Origin of the sequence: Microbacterium sp. NPDC091676, assembly GCF_044756645.1 — a bacterium.
GTDB lineage: Bacteria > Actinomycetota > Actinomycetes > Actinomycetales > Microbacteriaceae > Microbacterium > Microbacterium paraoxydans_D.
The window spans coordinates 138,039-155,072 of record NZ_JBIVTI010000001.1; the positions used below are offsets into that span (position 1 = coordinate 138,039).

Here is a 17,034-nt window from a genome sequence, read left to right on the forward strand (position 1 = left end):
TGGGTCGCCTTAAGATTACTCGCATGACCTCACCTGCACTTCCCAGCGAGTCCGACGCCGCCGTCCTCGAAGCCGTCGCCACCGGCATCCCCTCCGCGCTGTCGGACCTCGGGAACCTCGTGCGCATCCCCGGCATGGCCTGGCCGGCGTTCGACCAGACGCAGCTCGAGCGCAGCGCCGACGCCGTCGCCACCCTCGCGCGCGGCACCGGCGTGTTCGACGAGGTGACCGTGCTCCGCGCGGACATCCCCGGCACCGACGAGCAGGGCCAGCCGGCCGTCCTGGCGACCCGCGCCGCGCGGAACGGCAAGCCGACGATCCTCCTCTACGCCCACCACGATGTGCAGCCTCCGGGGGACGACGCCCTGTGGGAGACGCCGCCGTTCGAGCCGACCGTGCGCGACGGGCGCCTCTACGGCCGCGGCGCGGCAGACGACAAGGCGGGCATCATGGCGCACATCGGCGCGATCCGTGCGGTCGCCGACGTCCTCGGCGACGATCTGGACCTCGGGATCGCGATGTTCGTCGAGGGGGAGGAGGAGTACGGCTCGCGGTCGTTCGCGCAGTTCCTCTCCGACAACAAGGACGCCCTCCGCGCCGATGCGATCGTCGTCGCGGATTCCGGCAACTGGGACTCCGTCACGCCGGGCCTGACCGTGTCCCTCCGCGGCAACGCACGCTTCACCCTGAAGGTGCGGACGCTCGACCACGCCTCCCACTCGGGGATGTTCGGGGGAGCGGTGCCCGACGCGATGATGGCCACCGTCCGACTCCTCGCCACGCTGTGGAACGAGGACGGCTCCGTGGCCGTCGACGGGATGACGGCGCGGGATGCCGAGACCCCTGAGTACACCGAGGACACGCTACGCGACGAGGCCGGACTCCTCCCCGGGACCACGCCCATCGGCGACGGCACGATCCTCAGCCGCATCTGGAACAAGCCCTCCGTCACGGTCATCGGCATCGACGCGACGAGTGTCGCTGCCGCGTCGAACACGCTGCTCCCGGAGGTGACCGTGGTGATCAGCGCCCGCGTCGCCCCCGGGCAGTCCGGTCAGGAGGCCTACGAGGCTCTCGAGCGGCACCTCCGCGCCCACGCGCCGTTCGGCGCCGAGCTGACCTTCTCCGATGTGGACCTCGGCAACCCCTTCCTCGTGGACACCAGCGGGTGGGCGGTCTCCCTCACCCGCGACGCGATGCGCGACGGGTACGGAGTCCCTCCGGTGGATCTGGGCGTCGGCGGTTCGATCCCGTTCATCGCCGACCTCGTGCGGGAGTTCCCCGAAGCGCAGATCCTCGTGACGGGCGTGGAGGATCCGCATTCCCGTGCGCACAGCCCGAACGAGTCCCTGCATCTCGACACCTTCCGGCACGCCGTGGCGACCGAGGCCCTGCTCCTCGCACGCATGAACGCGCGGGAGATCTGAGCCTTCGGTCCGCACCGGCGGTAGAATCGTCGAAGAGCACGTACCCGGCCCGTCACGAGGAGCGACATGAGCGACACCACCCTGTCCGCAGAGACCACCCGCGCACACGGCGTCAAGCTGACGGACGCCGCCGCCACGAAGGTGAAGAACCTTCTGGAGCAGGAGGGCCGCGACGACCTCCGTCTGCGCGTCGCCGTGCAGCCCGGCGGCTGCTCGGGCCTGATCTACCAGCTCTACTTCGACGAGCGGTACCTCGAAGGCGACGAGACCGTCGACTTCGACGGTGTCGAGGTCATCGTCGACAACATGAGCGTTCCCTACCTCGACGGTGCCTCGATCGACTTCAAGGACACCATCTCGGAGCAGGGTTTCACCATCGACAACCCGAACGCGGCGGGCAGCTGCGCCTGCGGCGACAGCTTCCACTGACACGTACTTCCCGCGAACGGCCGCCGTCACGTCCTGTGACGGCGGCCGTTCGGCGTCTCAACCTGCATGGTTGGCATGAATCAGGTGTGAGGTTGCTCTAGACTTGGACATGCCTTGTCCGCGATCTGAAAGGTGCATCGTGCCCTCGAAACGCCGCCTTCGTTGGGCCGCACTCCCTGTGGGAGTTGTGGCAGCTGTGGCTCTGGCGGGATGTACTCCCACCGAGCTGAACGGCTTTCTTCCGGGCTTCGTGGATGGTGGTCCGGCAGCAACCAACCAGACGGAGCGCGTCTCGTCCCTCTGGGTGAACTCCTGGATCGTGCTCCTCGCGGTCGGCGTCATCACCTGGAGCCTCATGGCGTGGGCCGCGATCGCGTACCGCCGTCGCAAGGGCCAGACCGGTCTCCCGGTGCAGATGCGCTACAACATGCCGATCGAGATCTTCTACACGATCGTGCCGCTCATCCTCGTGCTGGGCATGTTCTTCTTCACGGCTCGCGACCAGACCGAGATCGAGACGAAGTGGGACGACCCCGACGTCGAGATCACCGCCATCGCCAAGCAGTGGGCATGGGACTTCCAGTACAACGGCGAGACCGAGGAAGACACCGTGTGGACCATGGGCATCCAGGCCCAGCCCGACGCGGAAGGCAACATCGACCAGGCGGAGCTGCCGACCCTGGTGCTGCCGGTCGACCAGAAGGTCACCATCAACCTGCAGTCGCGTGACGTCATCCACTCCTTCTGGATCATCGACTTCCTCTACAAGAAGGACATGTTCATCGGGAAGGACAACTCCTGGTCCTTCATCCCCACCCGCGAGGGCGAGTACGCCGGCAAGTGCGCCGAGCTCTGCGGCGAGTACCACTCGATGATGCTCTTCAACGTGAAGGTCGTCTCGCAGGACGAGTACGACGCCTACCTCGAGACCCTCGAGGAAGAGGGCAACACCGGGGACATCACCGACGCGTACGACCGTCTCTCGAACCTCCCCGGCACCTCCGGGAAGACCGACACCGAGGAAGGAGAGGAGTAAGCCATGTCGACCACTGAAGCTCCTCGCACCGACGAGGCACCCCGCTCCCGTCCCACCACCCTGCCCGCGCGTCAGGCCGCTCTGATGAGCTCCTCGCGCGTCGAGCAGAAGGGCAACATCGTCGTCAAGTGGATCACCTCCACGGACCACAAGACGATCGGGTACATGTACCTCATCGCCTCGGTGATGTTCTTCCTCCTCGGCGGCGTGATGGCCCTCGTCATCCGCGCCGAGCTGTTCGCGCCGGGCATGCAGATCATCCCGACGAAGGAGCAGTACAACCAGCTGTTCACGATGCACGGCACGATCATGCTGCTGATGTTCGCGACGCCGCTGTTCGCGGGCTTCGCGAACGCGATCCTGCCGCTGCAGATCGGTGCTCCCGACGTCGCATTCCCGCGTCTGAACGCCTTCGCCTTCTGGCTGTTCCTGTTCGGGTCGACCATCGCGGTCGCCGGCTTCCTCACCCCGCAGGGTGCCGCCTCGTTCGGGTGGTTCGCGTACCAGCCGCTGGCCAACGCCTCGTTCTCACCGGGTGCCGGTGGAAACCTCTGGATGCTCGGTCTCGGCATCTCGGGCTTCGGCACGATCCTCGGCGCGGTGAACTTCATCACGACGATCATCACGATGCGCGCGCCCGGCATGACGATGTGGCGCATGCCGATCTTCAGCTGGAACACGCTGATCACCAGCCTCCTGATCCTGATGGCCTTCCCGGTCCTCGCCGCGGCGATCTTCGCTGCCGCGGCCGACCGCGTGCTCGGTGCCCACATCTACGACCCGGCCAACGGCGGTGTCCTGCTCTGGCAGCACCTGTTCTGGTTCTTCGGTCACCCCGAGGTGTACATCATCGCGCTGCCGTTCTTCGGCATCGTCTCGGAGATCTTCCCGGTGTTCAGCCGCAAGCCGATCTTCGGTTACAAGACCCTGGTCTACGCGACCATCGCGATCGCGGCCCTGTCCGTCGCGGTGTGGGCGCACCACATGTACGTCACGGGCTCGGTGCTCCTGCCCTTCTTCGCCCTGATGACGATGCTCATCGCGGTGCCGACGGGTGTGAAGATCTTCAACTGGATCGGCACGCTGTGGCGAGGTTCGGTGACGTTCGAGACGCCGATGGTCTTCGCGCTCGGCTTCCTCGTGTCGTTCGTCTTCGGCGGTCTGACCGGTGTGATCCTCGCGGCCCCGCCGCTGGACTTCCACCTCAGCGACTCGTACTTCGTCGTGGCGCACTTCCACTACGTCGTGTTCGGTACGGTCGTGTTCGCGATGTTCGCCGGCTTCTACTTCTGGTGGCCGAAGTGGACGGGACGCATGCTCAACGAGCGCCTCGGCTACGTGCACTTTTGGATGCTGTTCATCGGCTTCCACATGACCTTCCTCATCCAGCACTGGCTCGGTGTCGACGGCATGGTGCGTCGCTACGCGGACTACTCCGCGGCGGACGGCTGGACCTGGCAGAACCAGGTCTCGACGATCGGTGCGATCATCCTCGGTGCGTCGATGCTGCCGTTCTTCCTGAACGTCTGGATCACGGCCCGCAAGGCTCCCAAGGTGACGGTGAACGACCCGTGGGGCTACGGCGCCTCGCTCGAGTGGGCCACGTCGTGCCCGCCGCCGCGGCACAACTTCACGTCGATCCCGCGCATCCGCAGCGAGCGTCCGGCCTTCGACCTGAACCACCCGGAGGCCGCGGAGTTCGCGACCACCGCACCCGGCGAGCGAGAGGGCCACTGAGCCATGCGCGACAACGTCATCATCTGGTGGGTCCTCACCGCGTTCTTCGCCCTCGTCGGCGTCGTCTACACGGGGTGGAACATCCTGGCTCACCCGGGGCTTCCGCTGGTGAACCAGATCGAGTGGGTCGGCACGGTCGCCCTGTTCTTCTCGGCCTTCATGGGCGCGATGGTCGCCTTCTACCTCGACCGGACGCACAAGGCGCAGAACGGCGAGCTGCCCGAGGACATCCTCACGTCGGACATCGACGACGGTGACCCCGAGCTCGGCGAGTTCAGCCCGTGGTCCTGGTGGCCGCTGGTGCTCGCGGCTTCGGCGGGAGTGTTCGTCGTCGGCCTCGCGGTCGGTCACTTCCTGCTCCCGATCGGGCTCGCGATCTTCGTGGTCGCGATCGTCGGCTGGGTCTACGAGTACTACCGCGGGAACTTCGCCCGCTGACGCTCTTCCTACGACGAAGGCCCCCGGATCGCTCCGGGGGCCTTCGTCGTCTCCATACCGTGTTCAGGCGCGGGACCGGATGCGCGGGATTCCGGTGAGGGGATCGACGGGGCGATGGTGGACCCCCTCGGCGTCTTCGACGGGGTACCCCTCTCGGACCCAGTACTCGAAGCCTCCGATCATCTCGCGCACCCGGTAACCGAGCCGCGCGAACTCGAGCGCGCCGCGGACGCCGCCGTTGCATCCCGGGCTCCAGCAGTACACGACGACATCCGCATCCGCGGGGATCTCCTGCGGAGCCCTGGCCGCGACCTCGCTGTGGGGCATGTGGACGGCGCCGGCGACCCGCCCCTGCGCCCATGCCTCGGCCGAGCGCACGTCGACGACCACGAGGGCTCGACCCGCTGCACGTTCGGAGTGGACGTCGCTCGGATCGGTCTCGTAGGAAAGGCGGGCTGCGAAGTACTCGGCGCGGTCGATCATGACTCCAGGCTAGGGAACCAGGTGGGTCCGCGGCCCGAGCGATCCTGTCGACCCTCGCGTGAATCCTGCCGTTCCGGCGCTGCCGAGGAGAGCGGTCATCTGGATCCGTCGGCCGTGTGCGGGGAGAGCGAGGCGTTCCTCCACGGCGACCAGTGCGCTCAGGAAGTCGGTGTCGGGCTCGGACTCCTCGAATCCGCATCGCCTGTAGAACGGCGCGTTCCACGGCACGTCCGCGTACGTGCGCAGGGTGAGGCGGCTGTAACCCCGCCGACGTGCCTCCTCCTGCGCTGCCAGGACCAGGGCACGGCCGATGCCTTGGCGGCCGTGCTCGGGATGGACGGAGAGCTGCTCCAGGTGTGCCTGGTCGTCCACCTCGAGCACCTGGACGAAGCCGATGGGCGGCGTGTGGTCGACCTGCTCGTCGTCGACGGGGGAGGAGGGAGCGGCCACGAGCACGAATCCCGGGGCGCCCTCGCGCTCCGCGTCGGTCGTCGGCGGTGGCCACGCCTCTGCATCGAAGCGCTCGACCAGGAGGCGGTCGGCGGCGCGCTCGATCTCTTCCAGGGCGATGTGGTCGTGGGGCGTGGCGTGACGGATGGTGAAGCTCATGAGCGGTCCTCCGGGAGAGCGGCGACGGCCTCGATCTCCACGAGCTGGTGGTCGTAGGCGAGCGCGGTGACCTCGAGAAGGGTGCTCGGCACGTCGTGAGCGCCGAACGCGGCAGAGGCGTCGGGGCTGGCGGCGAGCGGGGGTGCCGGGAGCAGACGGACGACGCTGGACATGATTCGATCCTCTCATCGGGGTGGGACGACGAAGGCCCCGTCCGAGTGGACGGGGCCTTCGCGAGGGGGAGCGACGATTACGCGTCGTCCTCCGACTTCTTCTTCCGAGGCTTCTTGACCGGCTCGGTCGAGATCACCGTGCTGGGCGTGTTCGGCGTCTCGTCGACGTGCGTCTCGTCGACGGTGAGCGGCGCATCCGGGAACCCGGCGCGCTCGTGAGCGCCCTGGATCTCGGCGGCCTCCGCCTCCTCGTTCCCCGCAGTGACGTGGTGCTGGTGCGCGTCGGCGGCATCGATCTCGGCCTGCGTGAGCGGAGCGAGACGGTCCTCGAAGAACCAGCGCGACATCGCGGAGCGGAGGTTCTCCGTCCACGGGATGCGGCCCTTGGCGTTCGGACGGACGACCAGCGGCTCGTAGCCGTCGACGTCGATGAGCTTCCAGCGGTCGTAGACGTCGACCGGCTGGTGCACCTCGATGAACTCGCCGCCGGGGAGGCGGACGATGCGTCCGGACTCGAAGCCGTGCAGGACGATCTCGCGGTCCTTCTTCTGGAGCGCGATGCAGATGCGCTTCGTCACGAAGTAGCCGATGATCGGGCCCAGGAACAGCAGCGCCTGCAGCGTATGAATGACGCCTTCCATGGTGAGCATGAAGTGCGTGGCGATGAGGTCGGACGAGGCCGCCGCCCACAGGACTGCGTAGAAGATGACGCCGGCGACGCCGATCGCGGTACGGGTGGCCGCGTTGCGCGGACGCTGGGCGATGTGGTGCTCGCGCTTGTCGCCGGTGACCCACGCCTCGATGAACGGGTAGATCGCGACGATGACGATGAACAGACCGAGGACCGCGACCGGGGCCAGGATGCCGAACGACCAGGTGTGGTCGAGGAACACGATGTCCCAGTTCGACGGTGCCAGGCGCAGCGCGCCGTCCGCGAACCCGATGTACCAGTCCGGCTGCGTACCGGCCGAGACGGGGGACGGGTCGTAGGGGCCGTAGTTCCAGATCGGGTTGATCTGGAAGAACGTCGCGATCAGCACGATGGTGCCGAAGACGATGAACAGGTAGCCACCCATCTTGGACATGTAGACCGGCATCATCGGGTAGCCCACGACGTTGTCGTTCGTGCGGCCGGGGCCGGCGAACTGCGTGTGCTTGTTGATGATCATGAGCATCAGGTGCACGGCGATGAAGGCGATGACCAGCATCGGGAGCAGCAGGATGTGCAGCGTGTACAGGCGTCCCACGATGTCGGTGCCGGGGAACTCGCCGCCGAAGAGGAGGAACGAGGTCCAGGTGCCGATCAGCGGGAGACCCTTGATCATGCCGTCGATGATGCGCAGGCCGTTGCCCGAGAGCAGGTCGTCGGGGAGCGAGTAGCCGGTGAAGCCCTCGGCCATCGCGAGGACGAACAGCACGAAGCCGATCACCCAGTTCAGCTCGCGCGGCTTGCGGAACGCGCCCGTGAAGAACACGCGCAGCATGTGCACGCCGATGCCGGCGATGAACACGAGTGCGGCCCAGTGGTGGATCTGACGCACCAGCAGTCCGCCGCGGAGGTCGAACGAGATGTGCAGCGTCGACTCGAGAGCGGACGACATCGCGATGCCGCGCATCGGCGCGTACGCGCCGGTGTAGTGCGTCTCCACCATGGATGCCTGGAAGAAGAACGTCAGGAAGGTTCCGGACAGGAACACCACGACGAAGCTCCAGAGAGCGATCTCACCGAGCATGAACGACCAGTGGTCGGGGAAGATCTTGCGACCGAGCTCCTTGACGAAGCCCGAGAGGCTCGTGCGCTCATCGATGTAGTTCGACGCGGCGCCGACGAAGCGGCCGCCGAGAGGCGCCTTGGTGTCCTTCTCGTCCTTGGACAGCGTTGCGGTGCTCAATGGCGCTCCCAGAAGCTCGGGCCGACGGGTTCGGTGAAGTCGCTGCGTGCGATGAGGTAGCCCTCGTCGTCCACGGTGATGGGCAGCTGCGGCAGCGGCCGGGCGGCCGGGCCGAAGATGACCTTCGCGTGGTCCGTGACGTCGAACTGCGACTGGTGGCACGGGCACAGCAGGTGGTGGGTCTGCTGCTCGTACAACGCGACGGGGCAGCCGACGTGGGTGCAGACCTTGGAGTACGCGACGATGCCGTCGTAGGACCAGTCCTTGCGGTCCTCGGCCTCGATGAGCTGCTCCGGGCGGAGACGCATCATCAGCACGATGGCCTTGGCCTTCTCCTCGAGGTAGCCCTCGTCGTGCCCGAGCTCTGCGAGATCCTCCGGGATCACGTGGAACGCGGAGCCGAGCGTGACATCGGCGGCACGGATGGGGGTGCCGTCGGGGTCGCGCACCAGGCGCATGCCCTCGTCCCACATGGTGTGCTTCAGCAGCGCGACCGGGTCTCCCGCAGTGGGGTCGTCCGGCGTGGAGTGCGGAGCGAGGCCGCGGAACAGCGTCACACCGGGGATGATCGACGCGACGATCGCTGCGAACAGCGAGTTGCGGATCATCGTGCGACGGCCGAAGCCCGACTCCTCGTTGGCGTCGGCGAAGGCCTTGATGGCCGCCTCACGCGTCGAGTCCTTGCCCCGGGTGGGGTGGCGGTGCTCGACGTGCTCCTTGTCGGACATGAGCGCCTTCGACCAGTGGATGGCGCCGATGCCCAGGGCCAGCAGCGCGAGAGCGATGCCGAGACCGATGAAGAGGTTGTTCTGACGGATGTCGATGAGAGCGCCGCTCTCGATCGGGAACAGCATGTAGGCGGCGACCGCCCAGATGCTGCCGGCGAGCGACAGGTAGAACAGCGTGTAGACGGTGCGGACGGCGGCCTTCTCGGCGCGCGGGTCCTTGTCGGTCATCCGCTCGCGATGCGGCGGAAGACCGGGGTTCTGCACGGGATCGCTGACTGCGACACCCAGCCCCGGAGAGGGCTGGTAGGCCCTGTCAAGAGCCTGCGAGTCGTCGTCGTGTGCCATGGTGCTCCTCGTACGTTCCTCTTCGATGAATAAGCGTCAGTTGGACTTCGCCGTGATCCACACGGTGATGGCGACCAGAGCGCCGATACCGAAGATCCACACGAACAGGCCCTCGGAGACCGGTCCGAGCGAGCCGAGGGAGAAGCCGCCGATCTGGACGGACTGCTGCTGGAAGAGCAGAGCCGAGATGATGTCGCGCTTGTCCTCGTCGGACAGGTTCATGTCGCCGAAGACCGGCATGTTCTGCGGGCCGGTGACCATGGCCGCGTAGATGTGCAGCGCGCTGGTCTCCGTGATGGCCGGAGCGTACTTGCCCTCGGTCAGTGCGCCACCGGCGGCGGCCACGTTGTGGCACATCGCGCAGTTGACGCGGAAGAGTTCGGCGCCGTGCGCCACGTCGCCTTCGCCGTCGAGGATCTCGTCAGCGGGGTACGTCGGGCCGGGGGCCTCGGACTGCACGTAGGCCGCCATCGCGAGGATCTGCTCCTCGGTGAACTGCGGCTCCTTCTGCGGAGCCTGCGGTCCCTGCATCTGCAGCGGCATACGGCCGGTGGACACCTGGAACTCCACCGCCAGCTCGCCGACGCCGTAGAGGCTCGGTCCGTTGGGGGTGCCCTCCAGGTCGAGGCCGTGGCAGGTGGCGCAGTTGGCCGTGAACAGCTTCTCGCCGTCTTCGACCGTCAGCTGCGTCGATGCCGTGGGGGCGTCGTTGGCCGCAAAGGCCGCCGTCGCACCGGCGTACACCGCGCCGGTGATCATGAGGCCTGCTCCGATGAGCGCGGCCGCCGCCAGTGGGCTGCGACGACCGCTCGAACGGCGCTTCTTCTCTCGTGCCATCTCGGGGATCAGCTCCGCTCTTATTTCAGGAAGTAGATAACGAAGAACAGCACGATCCAGACGACGTCGACGAAGTGCCAGTAGTAGGACACCACGATCGAGGAGGTCGCCTCCTTGTGCCGGAAGTTCTTGACGGCGTACGCGCGGCCGATCACCAGGAGGAACGCGACGAGTCCGCCGGTGACGTGGAGGGCGTGGAAGCCGGTGGTCAGGTAGAACGCCGAGGCGTACGAGTCCGCCTGGATCGGCATGCCCTCAGCGACGAGCTGGGCGTACTCCCAGACCTGGCCCGACACGAAGATCGCGCCGAGGGCGAAGGTGAGGAAGAACCACTCGACCATGCCCCAGCCGAACAGGCGACGGCGGCCGGCGCCGTTCTTCTGTCCCTTGCCGATCTTGTAGGGCTGCAGGTCTTCCGCCGCGAACACGCCCATCTGGCAGGTGAACGAGGAGAGCACGAGGATCGCCGTGTTCACTGCCGCGAACGGCACGTTCAGGAGCTCGGTACGGTCGGCCCACAGCTCGGGGGATGTGCTGCGGAGGGTGAAGTAGATCGCGAAGAGTCCCGCGAAGAACATCACCTCGCTGCCGAGCCACACAATGGTGCCGACAGCTACCGGGTTGGGCCGCTTGATGGTTCTCGCCGCCGGGGCATACGTCGCTGAGGTCGTCACCCCTCCATTATGGCCGATCCGCAGGCGTGATTCTTGCACCCGCGCCCCTCGATTCGCCTGCCGAGGACTTAGGGGACCCTAAGAAAACACTGCGAATACCCGGTGAATACGCGGGAAACGTCGCACTTCAACGGCCTGGGCGCCCGCCCGTATCGATCTGCACGTTTTCTCCGCGCCGATAGGATCGCACACATGGCTGATTCCCTGACCTGGTCCGATGTGCTCACCTCTCTCCTGGAGCGTCGCGACCTCAGTGTGTGGGAGTCGACCTGGGCCATGCGGCAGATCATGAAGGGCGGCGTCTCCGAGGCGCAGCTCGCCGGGTTCCTCGTCGCGCTGCGGGCGAAGGGCGAGACGATCGACGAGATCGTCGGCTTCCGCGACGCGATCCTGGAGGCCGCCGTGCCTCTGCCCGTCTCGCCGAACGTGCTGGACATCGTGGGTACGGGAGGCGATCGCGTCGGGACCGTGAACGTGTCGACGACGGCCGCCGTCATCATCGGCGCCACCGGGATCCCCGTGGTCAAGCACGGGAATCGGGCCGCGAGCTCGGCCTCCGGCTCCTCCGACGTCCTCGGTGCACTCGGCCTCGAGCTCTCTCTCGACCCTGCGGCCGTCGCCTCCATCCTCGACCGGACGGGCATCACCTTCGCTTGGGCGGGAGCCTTCCACCCCGGTTTCCAGCACGCCGGTGCCGTCCGCTCTCAGCTCGGCGTACCCACCGTCTTCAACATGCTCGGGCCGCTCTGCAATCCGGCCCGCGCCGAGGCCAACGCGGTCGGTGTGGCCCAGATGGAGCGCGTCCCGCTGATCACCGGAGTCTTCCGCACGCGGGGAGCGACGGCGCTGGTCTTCCGAGGCGACGACGGCCTCGACGAGCTCACGACGACCGGGCACAGCCGCATCTGGGAGGTCACCCGCGGAGACATCCACGAGCACGACCTCGATCCCCGTGATCTGGGCATCCCGCTCGCCGACCTGTCCGACCTCATCGGCGGCTCTCCCGCCCACAACGCCGAGATCCTCCGACGGACGCTCGCAGGGGAGCAGGGGCCGGTGCGGGACATCGTCCTCCTCAACGCCGCCGCCGGCATCGTCGCCTTCGAGCTGTCGCAGGACGCGACCCAGGTGCAGCGGCCGATCCTCGAGCGGCTCCGCGCTGCGCTCGCCCGCGCGTCCGCCGCGGTGGACGACGGGCGCGCGCTGGCCAAGCTGGATCAGTGGATCGGCGTCAGTCGCGAGCTGGCCGCCCCGAAGGAGTGACCATGGACCCGGTCGACGCGCTGCTCGAGATCGCTTCGCTGCTGGAGCGCGAGCGGGCGTCGCGATACCGGGCCCAGGCGTTCCGCCAGGCAGCGGCGACGTTCCAGGATCTTCCGTCCGACGTGCAGGGCGACCCGACGCGTCTGCGAGCGGCCAAGGGCATCGGTGAATCCACCTTCGCCGTCATCCGCCAGGCGCAGGCCGGAGAGGTGCCGGAGTATCTGGTCGAGCTCCGTGGCGACGTGGAACCAGAGAAGGTGTCGGAGCTCCGCGGCAAGCTGCGCGGTGACCTGCACGCCCACACCGAGTGGTCGGACGGGACGACCTCCATCGAGGTGATGGCTGCTGCCGCCCGCGCGCAGGGTCACGAGTACCAGGCCATCACGGACCATTCTCCGCGCCTCCGTGTGGCGCGAGGCCTGTCGGCGGAGCGACTCCGAGAGCAGATCCCGCAGGTGCGCGCGCAGTCGGGGGACGGGTTCACACTCCTCGCCGGTATCGAAGTGGACATCCTGGAAGGCGGCGGTCTCGATCAGGAGGACGCGCTCCTCGCCGACCTGGACATCGTCGTCGCCTCGGTGCACTCCAAGCTCCGCATGGACGGACGGGCGATGACCGCGCGGATGATCGCGGCCGTCTCGCATCCTCGGGTGAACGTCCTCGGACACTGCACCGGCCGGCTCGTCCAGGGCGACCGGGGCACCCGCCCGCCCTCGGCCTTCGATGCCGCGGCGGTGTTCGCGGCGTGCGCGGAGAACGGGGTCGCAGTCGAGATCAACTCCCGCCCCGAGCGCCAGGACCCGCCGGACGAGCTCATCGCGATCGCGCTGGAGGCGGGATGCCTCTTCTCCATCGACTCCGACGCGCACGCCCCCGGACAGCTGTCCCTGCTGGACCACGGTGCCGAACGTGCGGAGCGTGCCGGCGTGCCGGCGTCGCGCATCGTCACCACGTGGGGCCTCTCGCGCCTCCTCGCCTGGGCGGAGTGACGTCCGGCCGGATCAGCCCTCGGTGATCTGGTTCGCGGCCGCGGTGACAGCGGCGACGGCGCGTGTCATCGAGCTGCCGAGGTTCCAGCGCTCGGCGAGGGCCGTGGCCTCCGCCGCTTCGTCCGGCGTGAGGGCCCGCAGCGCGACATCGGGAGCGGTGATCGGGAGCTCCGTGGCGACGGCGACGACGGTGGGGGCGACGTCGAGATACGCCTGCGCGTCGAGGATCTTCGCGCGGATACCGGCGCTCATGCCCTCACCCGCTTCCGCGGCCTCCCGGATGCCGAGGAGGTCACCGTGCTTCTGCAGCAGGGTGGCGGCGGTCTTCTCGCCGATCCCGGCGACGCCGGGAAGCCCGTCCGACGCGTCGCCGCGCATCGTCGCGAAGTCCGCATACTGCGTGGGGAGCACGCCGTACTTGGTGACGACCGTGGCGTCCGTCACGATCTCGAGGTTGCTCATGCCGCGCGCCGTGTAGATCACACGCACGTCGCGCTCGTCGTCGACGAGCTGGAACAGGTCGCGGTCTCCGGTGACGATGTCGACGGGCATCGTCGCGTGCGTCGCGAGGGTGCCGATGACGTCGTCCGCCTCATGTTCGGCGACGCCGACGATCGGGATGCCGAGGACCGCGAGCGTCTCGCGGATCAGCGGGATCTGCGCCTCCAACGGATCGGGCACCTCTTCGACGTCCGGTGCACCCGCGACCACCTCCACCACGCGATGGGTCTTGTAACTGGGGATGAGGTCGACCCGCCACTGCGGACGCCAGTCGTCGTCCCAGCACGCCACGACGTGGGTCGGGTGATAGGTGGTCACCAGCTTCGCGATCATGTCCAGCAACCCGCGGGCCGCGTTGATGGGAGAGCCGTCGGGTGCCTTCACCTTGTCGGGGACGCCGTAGAACGCTCGGAAGTAGAGGCTGGCGGTGTCGAGCAGCATGAGGCGTTCGGCGCGGGTCATGGATTCAGGGTAGAGCGTGCCCCATCCGGTGTTCAGCAGCCGACAGCCGCGGGTCGTTCTTCGCACGACCACGCCACGAGTGCGGTGGCCGCCTCGTAGATGCGGATCTGCCTGGATGCGCCGTCGACCGACAGCTCCCCGGACACCGGGAACCAGCCCCCGCCGACGTCGACCTCCGCCGTGTAGGCCACGGTCGTGCTCGTCGTGTACGTGCCTCGTCGGGTGTAGACGTGGCTCGTGGAGGTCGCGGTGAAGGGCGCTTGGCCGAGCGCCGACCACGTGCGGCCGCCGTCCGGCGCGGTGGCCGTCGTCCCGTCGCCGTGGTCGAACACGACCCGTACGGGTGTGAAGCGCACCGTCACCGGCCGGTCGAGGAGCGTGCCGCTCGCCGTGTGCGCCGCGACGGTCGCCACGAAGTTCGTCGCCATCCCCTCAACCCCCACGTTGCCCGGCTCCGCCGTCGTCGTCACGGGATCCGGCGCGAACTGTGCGAGATCCTCGATCGTGAGGGGGTGCTCGGATTCCTCCGTCACCCGCACCCCGTACATCCCGCACGACCGGCTCAGCGCTGTGTCCGTCTTGCAGGGCTCGCGTTTCGGTTCTGGGGTGGAGGGGTCCAACGTCTCAGGCTTCCAAGGTTTATCGAGCGGATGACGAGACGCTGACACACTCACGCTTGAGGCGTCAGTGCCCGCGAGGAAGTCAGAGAAACCAGGAGAGTCTGAGCCTGAGCTCAACGGAACGAGCAGTGCGAGTAATGCGATCAGTCTGAACACCGAACATCCTTGTTCCGGTTGGCGGAGTCGATAGTGAGAGTTCCTCCTGCTTGTCTCAGCAAAACCAGTTCGAGTGCATAAACGTCGGGGCGGTCCGAGCTGACTGCTGATGAGCCATCCTGGTTCGTGATTTCGACATCCGAAACGTCCAGACACGAGTAGGCCTGGATGCGTTCGTAGGGCTCGTCGCTGGCTACACCTTCGAAGCGAATAATCGTGGTTTCGCCGCTCAACGTCTGACCCTCGGCATGCATCCGCGAGAAGTTCTTGCGGTCGGCAGCCTCGACCGCGCCACTGGAAAGCTCGAATAGCGGTTCAAAGGAAGTTGGGTCGCGGGTGTCGACGCGATTGAGGGCATCGATGTACTCGGCGAAGGTGGCCTCGGCGGCGGCGAAGGCCTCTTCCTCGGAGGTGAAGGCGGGGGAGGGTGTCGGGGTGGGCTCCGGAGTGGGGGCGCAGCCGGACAGGGCCGAGACGCCGAGGGCCAGCACGGCGAGCATGCGGAGAGCGGTGGACGACATCACCGGGCCACCGTACGCGGAATGGACGGAGCGGCGCCGACGTTATCCACAGAGAAGGTCGCACCAATCCGCTCTTTCGTGGACGGCAACTTCTGATAGCCTGAACTGTCACTCGTGGCGTGTACGCGCATGCCCAGGTGACGAAAACACCACAATCCACCTGCTGCGAAGCACATCCCGGCCGTACGCGGCCATGCTCCGCAGCCCGAGTATCCATTCACAAGGACAACCCACTACATGACTACCGCAACGACCGCCCCGGCCACCAAGCAGGTCGCCATCAACGACATCGGATCTGCTGAGGACTTCCTGGCCGCGGTCGAGAAGACCCTGAAGTTCTTCAACGACGGCGACATCATCGAAGGCACGATCGTCAAGATCGACCGCGATGAGGTCCTGCTCGATGTCGGCTACAAGACCGAGGGTGTCATCCCCTCGCGCGAGCTCTCGATCAAGCACGACGTCGACCCCAACGAGGTCGTCAAGGTCGGCGACGAGGTCGAGGCCCTGGTTCTCCAGAAGGAGGACAAGGAAGGCCGCCTGATCCTCTCCAAGAAGCGTGCGCAGTACGAGCGCGCCTGGGGGGACGTCGAGAAGATCAAGGAGAACGACGGCGTCGTCACCGGTACGGTCATCGAGGTCGTCAAGGGTGGACTCATCGTCGACATCGGCCTCCGTGGCTTCCTCCCGGCGTCGCTCATCGAGCTGCGCCGCGTCCGCGACCTCACGCCGTACCTCGGCCAGGAGATCGAGGCGAAGATCCTCGAGCTCGACAAGAACCGCAACAACGTCGTCCTCAGCCGCCGTGCGCTGCTCGAGCAGACGCAGTCGGAGTCGCGCACCACGTTCCTGAACAACCTGCACAAGGGTCAGGTCCGCAAGGGTGTCGTGTCGTCGATCGTCAACTTCGGTGCGTTCGTCGACCTGGGTGGCGTGGACGGCCTCGTGCACGTCTCCGAGCTGTCCTGGAAGCACATCGAGCACGCCTCCGAGGTCGTCGAGGTGGGCCAGGAGGTCACCGTCGAGATCCTCGAGGTCGACCTCGACCGCGAGCGCGTCTCCCTGTCGCTGAAGGCGACGCAGGAGGACCCGTGGCAGGTCTTCGCCCGCACCCACGCGATCGGTCAGGTCACGCCGGGTAAGGTCACCAAGCTCGTTCCGTTCGGTGCGTTCGTCCGCGTCGCAGACGGCATCGAGGGCCTCGTCCACATCTCCGAGCTCTCCAGCAAGCACGTCGAGCTGGCCGAGCAGGTCGTGTCGGTCGGCGAAGAGGTCTTCGTCAAGGTCATCGACATCGACCTCGAGCGTCGTCGCATCTCGCTGTCGCTGAAGCAGGCCAACGAGTCGGTCGACCCCAACGGCACCGAGTTCGACCCGGCCCTGTACGGCATGCTCGCCGAGTACGACGAGAACGGCGAGTACAAGTACCCGGAGGGCTTCGACGCCGAGACCGGTGCGTGGAAGGAAGGCTTCGACGCCCAGCGCGAGGCATGGGAGCAGGAGTACGCTGCGGCCCAGGCTCGCTGGGAGGCGCACAAGGCTCAGGTCGCGAAGGCGGCCGAGGCCGAGGCTGCGGCCGGCGAGGACTTCGGCGGCCAGTCCTTCTCGAGCGAGTCGGCCGGTGCCGGCACGCTCGCCGATGACGAGGCTCTCGCGGCTCTGCGCGAGAAGCTCTCGGGCGGCAACTCCTAAGCAATACTCCGAAAAGGGTCGT

17 protein-coding genes and 1 pseudogene are annotated in these 17,034 nt (G+C 67.1%); 8 read left to right on the plus strand and 10 right to left on the minus strand.

What is annotated here, in order from left to right; translation table 11 throughout:
* The first annotated feature begins 23 nt into the window (after positions 1 to 23).
* The 5 genes from ACIQID_RS00790 (at position 24) to ACIQID_RS00810 (ending at position 5,067) form a co-directional block, all read left to right on the plus strand.
* A complete protein-coding gene (locus ACIQID_RS00790; protein WP_312672106.1) occupies positions 24 to 1,427 on the plus strand; it encodes a dipeptidase in 1,404 nt (467 codons plus the stop codon).
* Between the two features lie 66 nt (positions 1,428 to 1,493).
* Positions 1,494 to 1,856 (plus strand): iron-sulfur cluster insertion protein ErpA, encoded by a 363-nt coding sequence (erpA, locus tag ACIQID_RS00795; protein WP_025105067.1) that lies wholly within the window; start codon positions 1,494 to 1,496, stop codon positions 1,854 to 1,856.
* 109 nt (positions 1,857 to 1,965) lie between these two features.
* Positions 1,966 to 2,892, plus strand: a complete 927-nt coding sequence (gene coxB, locus ACIQID_RS00800; protein WP_396654600.1) for a cytochrome c oxidase subunit II — start codon at positions 1,966 to 1,968, stop codon at positions 2,890 to 2,892.
* 3 nt (positions 2,893 to 2,895) lie between these two features.
* Complete coding sequence (gene ctaD, locus ACIQID_RS00805; RefSeq protein ID WP_331203053.1) at positions 2,896 to 4,629, plus strand: cytochrome c oxidase subunit I; 1,734 nt, start codon at positions 2,896 to 2,898, stop codon at positions 4,627 to 4,629.
* A 3-nt stretch (positions 4,630 to 4,632) separates the two neighbouring features.
* On the plus strand, positions 4,633 to 5,067 hold the full coding sequence (locus ACIQID_RS00810) for a cytochrome c oxidase subunit 4 (RefSeq protein ID WP_025105064.1): 435 nt from the start codon (positions 4,633 to 4,635) through the stop codon (positions 5,065 to 5,067).
* A 63-nt stretch (positions 5,068 to 5,130) separates the two neighbouring features.
* On the opposite strand, the gene ACIQID_RS00815 is transcribed toward ACIQID_RS00810, so the two are convergent.
* From ACIQID_RS00815 to ACIQID_RS00845, 7 genes and pseudogenes are all read right to left on the minus strand, one after another.
* Positions 5,131 to 5,550 (minus strand): rhodanese-like domain-containing protein, encoded by a 420-nt coding sequence (locus ACIQID_RS00815; protein WP_400281131.1) that lies wholly within the window; start codon positions 5,548 to 5,550, stop codon positions 5,131 to 5,133.
* Positions 5,551 to 5,559: 9 nt separating this feature from the next.
* Positions 5,560 to 6,159, minus strand: a complete 600-nt coding sequence (locus ACIQID_RS00820) for a GNAT family N-acetyltransferase (protein ID WP_400281134.1) — start codon at positions 6,157 to 6,159, stop codon at positions 5,560 to 5,562.
* A pseudogene (locus ACIQID_RS00825) lies at positions 6,156 to 6,269 on the minus strand (RidA family protein); the annotation flags it as partial. The pseudogene ACIQID_RS00825 and the gene ACIQID_RS00820, both read right to left, overlap by 4 nt.
* Positions 6,270 to 6,409: 140 nt before the next feature.
* Positions 6,410 to 8,224 carry a cytochrome bc complex cytochrome b subunit gene (locus ACIQID_RS00830; RefSeq protein WP_312672114.1) on the minus strand — a complete coding sequence of 605 codons (1,815 nt, stop codon included), beginning with the start codon at positions 8,222 to 8,224 and terminating at the stop codon, positions 6,410 to 6,412.
* Positions 8,221 to 9,297, minus strand: coding sequence for a ubiquinol-cytochrome c reductase iron-sulfur subunit (locus tag ACIQID_RS00835; RefSeq protein WP_071329603.1), 1,077 nt, complete (start codon positions 9,295 to 9,297; stop codon positions 8,221 to 8,223). Before ACIQID_RS00835 ends, ACIQID_RS00830 begins: the two co-directional genes overlap by 4 nt.
* A 36-nt stretch (positions 9,298 to 9,333) precedes the next feature.
* Positions 9,334 to 10,134 carry a c-type cytochrome gene (locus ACIQID_RS00840; protein WP_071329602.1) on the minus strand — a complete coding sequence of 267 codons (801 nt, stop codon included), beginning with the start codon at positions 10,132 to 10,134 and terminating at the stop codon, positions 9,334 to 9,336.
* Between the two features lie 20 nt (positions 10,135 to 10,154).
* A complete protein-coding gene (locus tag ACIQID_RS00845; RefSeq protein WP_231729617.1) occupies positions 10,155 to 10,712 on the minus strand; it encodes a heme-copper oxidase subunit III in 558 nt (185 codons plus the stop codon).
* Positions 10,713 to 11,000: 288 nt separating this feature from the next.
* Here ACIQID_RS00845 and trpD point away from each other — a divergent pair, with 288 nt between their 5' ends.
* Both trpD and ACIQID_RS00855 read left to right on the plus strand, forming a co-directional pair.
* Positions 11,001 to 12,071 carry an anthranilate phosphoribosyltransferase gene (gene trpD, locus ACIQID_RS00850; RefSeq protein WP_312672121.1) on the plus strand — a complete coding sequence of 357 codons (1,071 nt, stop codon included), beginning with the start codon at positions 11,001 to 11,003 and terminating at the stop codon, positions 12,069 to 12,071.
* A 2-nt stretch (positions 12,072 to 12,073) separates the two neighbouring features.
* Positions 12,074 to 13,060, plus strand: coding sequence for a PHP domain-containing protein (locus ACIQID_RS00855; RefSeq protein WP_400281140.1), 987 nt, complete (start codon positions 12,074 to 12,076; stop codon positions 13,058 to 13,060).
* 12 nt (positions 13,061 to 13,072) lie between these two features.
* Here ACIQID_RS00855 and ACIQID_RS00860 read toward each other — a convergent pair whose 3' ends face one another.
* The 3 genes from ACIQID_RS00860 to ACIQID_RS00870 form a co-directional block, all read right to left on the minus strand.
* Positions 13,073 to 14,023: a 5'-3' exonuclease H3TH domain-containing protein gene (locus ACIQID_RS00860; protein ID WP_400281143.1), complete on the minus strand. Its 951-nt coding sequence runs from the start codon at positions 14,021 to 14,023 to the stop codon at positions 13,073 to 13,075.
* Positions 14,024 to 14,055: 32 nt separating this feature from the next.
* Positions 14,056 to 14,556, minus strand: coding sequence for a hypothetical protein (locus ACIQID_RS00865; RefSeq protein ID WP_400281146.1), 501 nt, complete (start codon positions 14,554 to 14,556; stop codon positions 14,056 to 14,058).
* 230 nt (positions 14,557 to 14,786) lie between these two features.
* Positions 14,787 to 15,323: a hypothetical protein gene (locus tag ACIQID_RS00870; RefSeq protein WP_400281149.1), complete on the minus strand. Its 537-nt coding sequence runs from the start codon at positions 15,321 to 15,323 to the stop codon at positions 14,787 to 14,789.
* 234 nt (positions 15,324 to 15,557) lie between these two features.
* Here ACIQID_RS00870 and rpsA point away from each other — a divergent pair, with 234 nt between their 5' ends.
* Positions 15,558 to 17,012, plus strand: coding sequence for a 30S ribosomal protein S1 (gene rpsA / locus ACIQID_RS00875; RefSeq protein WP_400281152.1), 1,455 nt, complete (start codon positions 15,558 to 15,560; stop codon positions 17,010 to 17,012).
* Positions 17,013 to 17,034 lie beyond the last annotated feature (22 nt).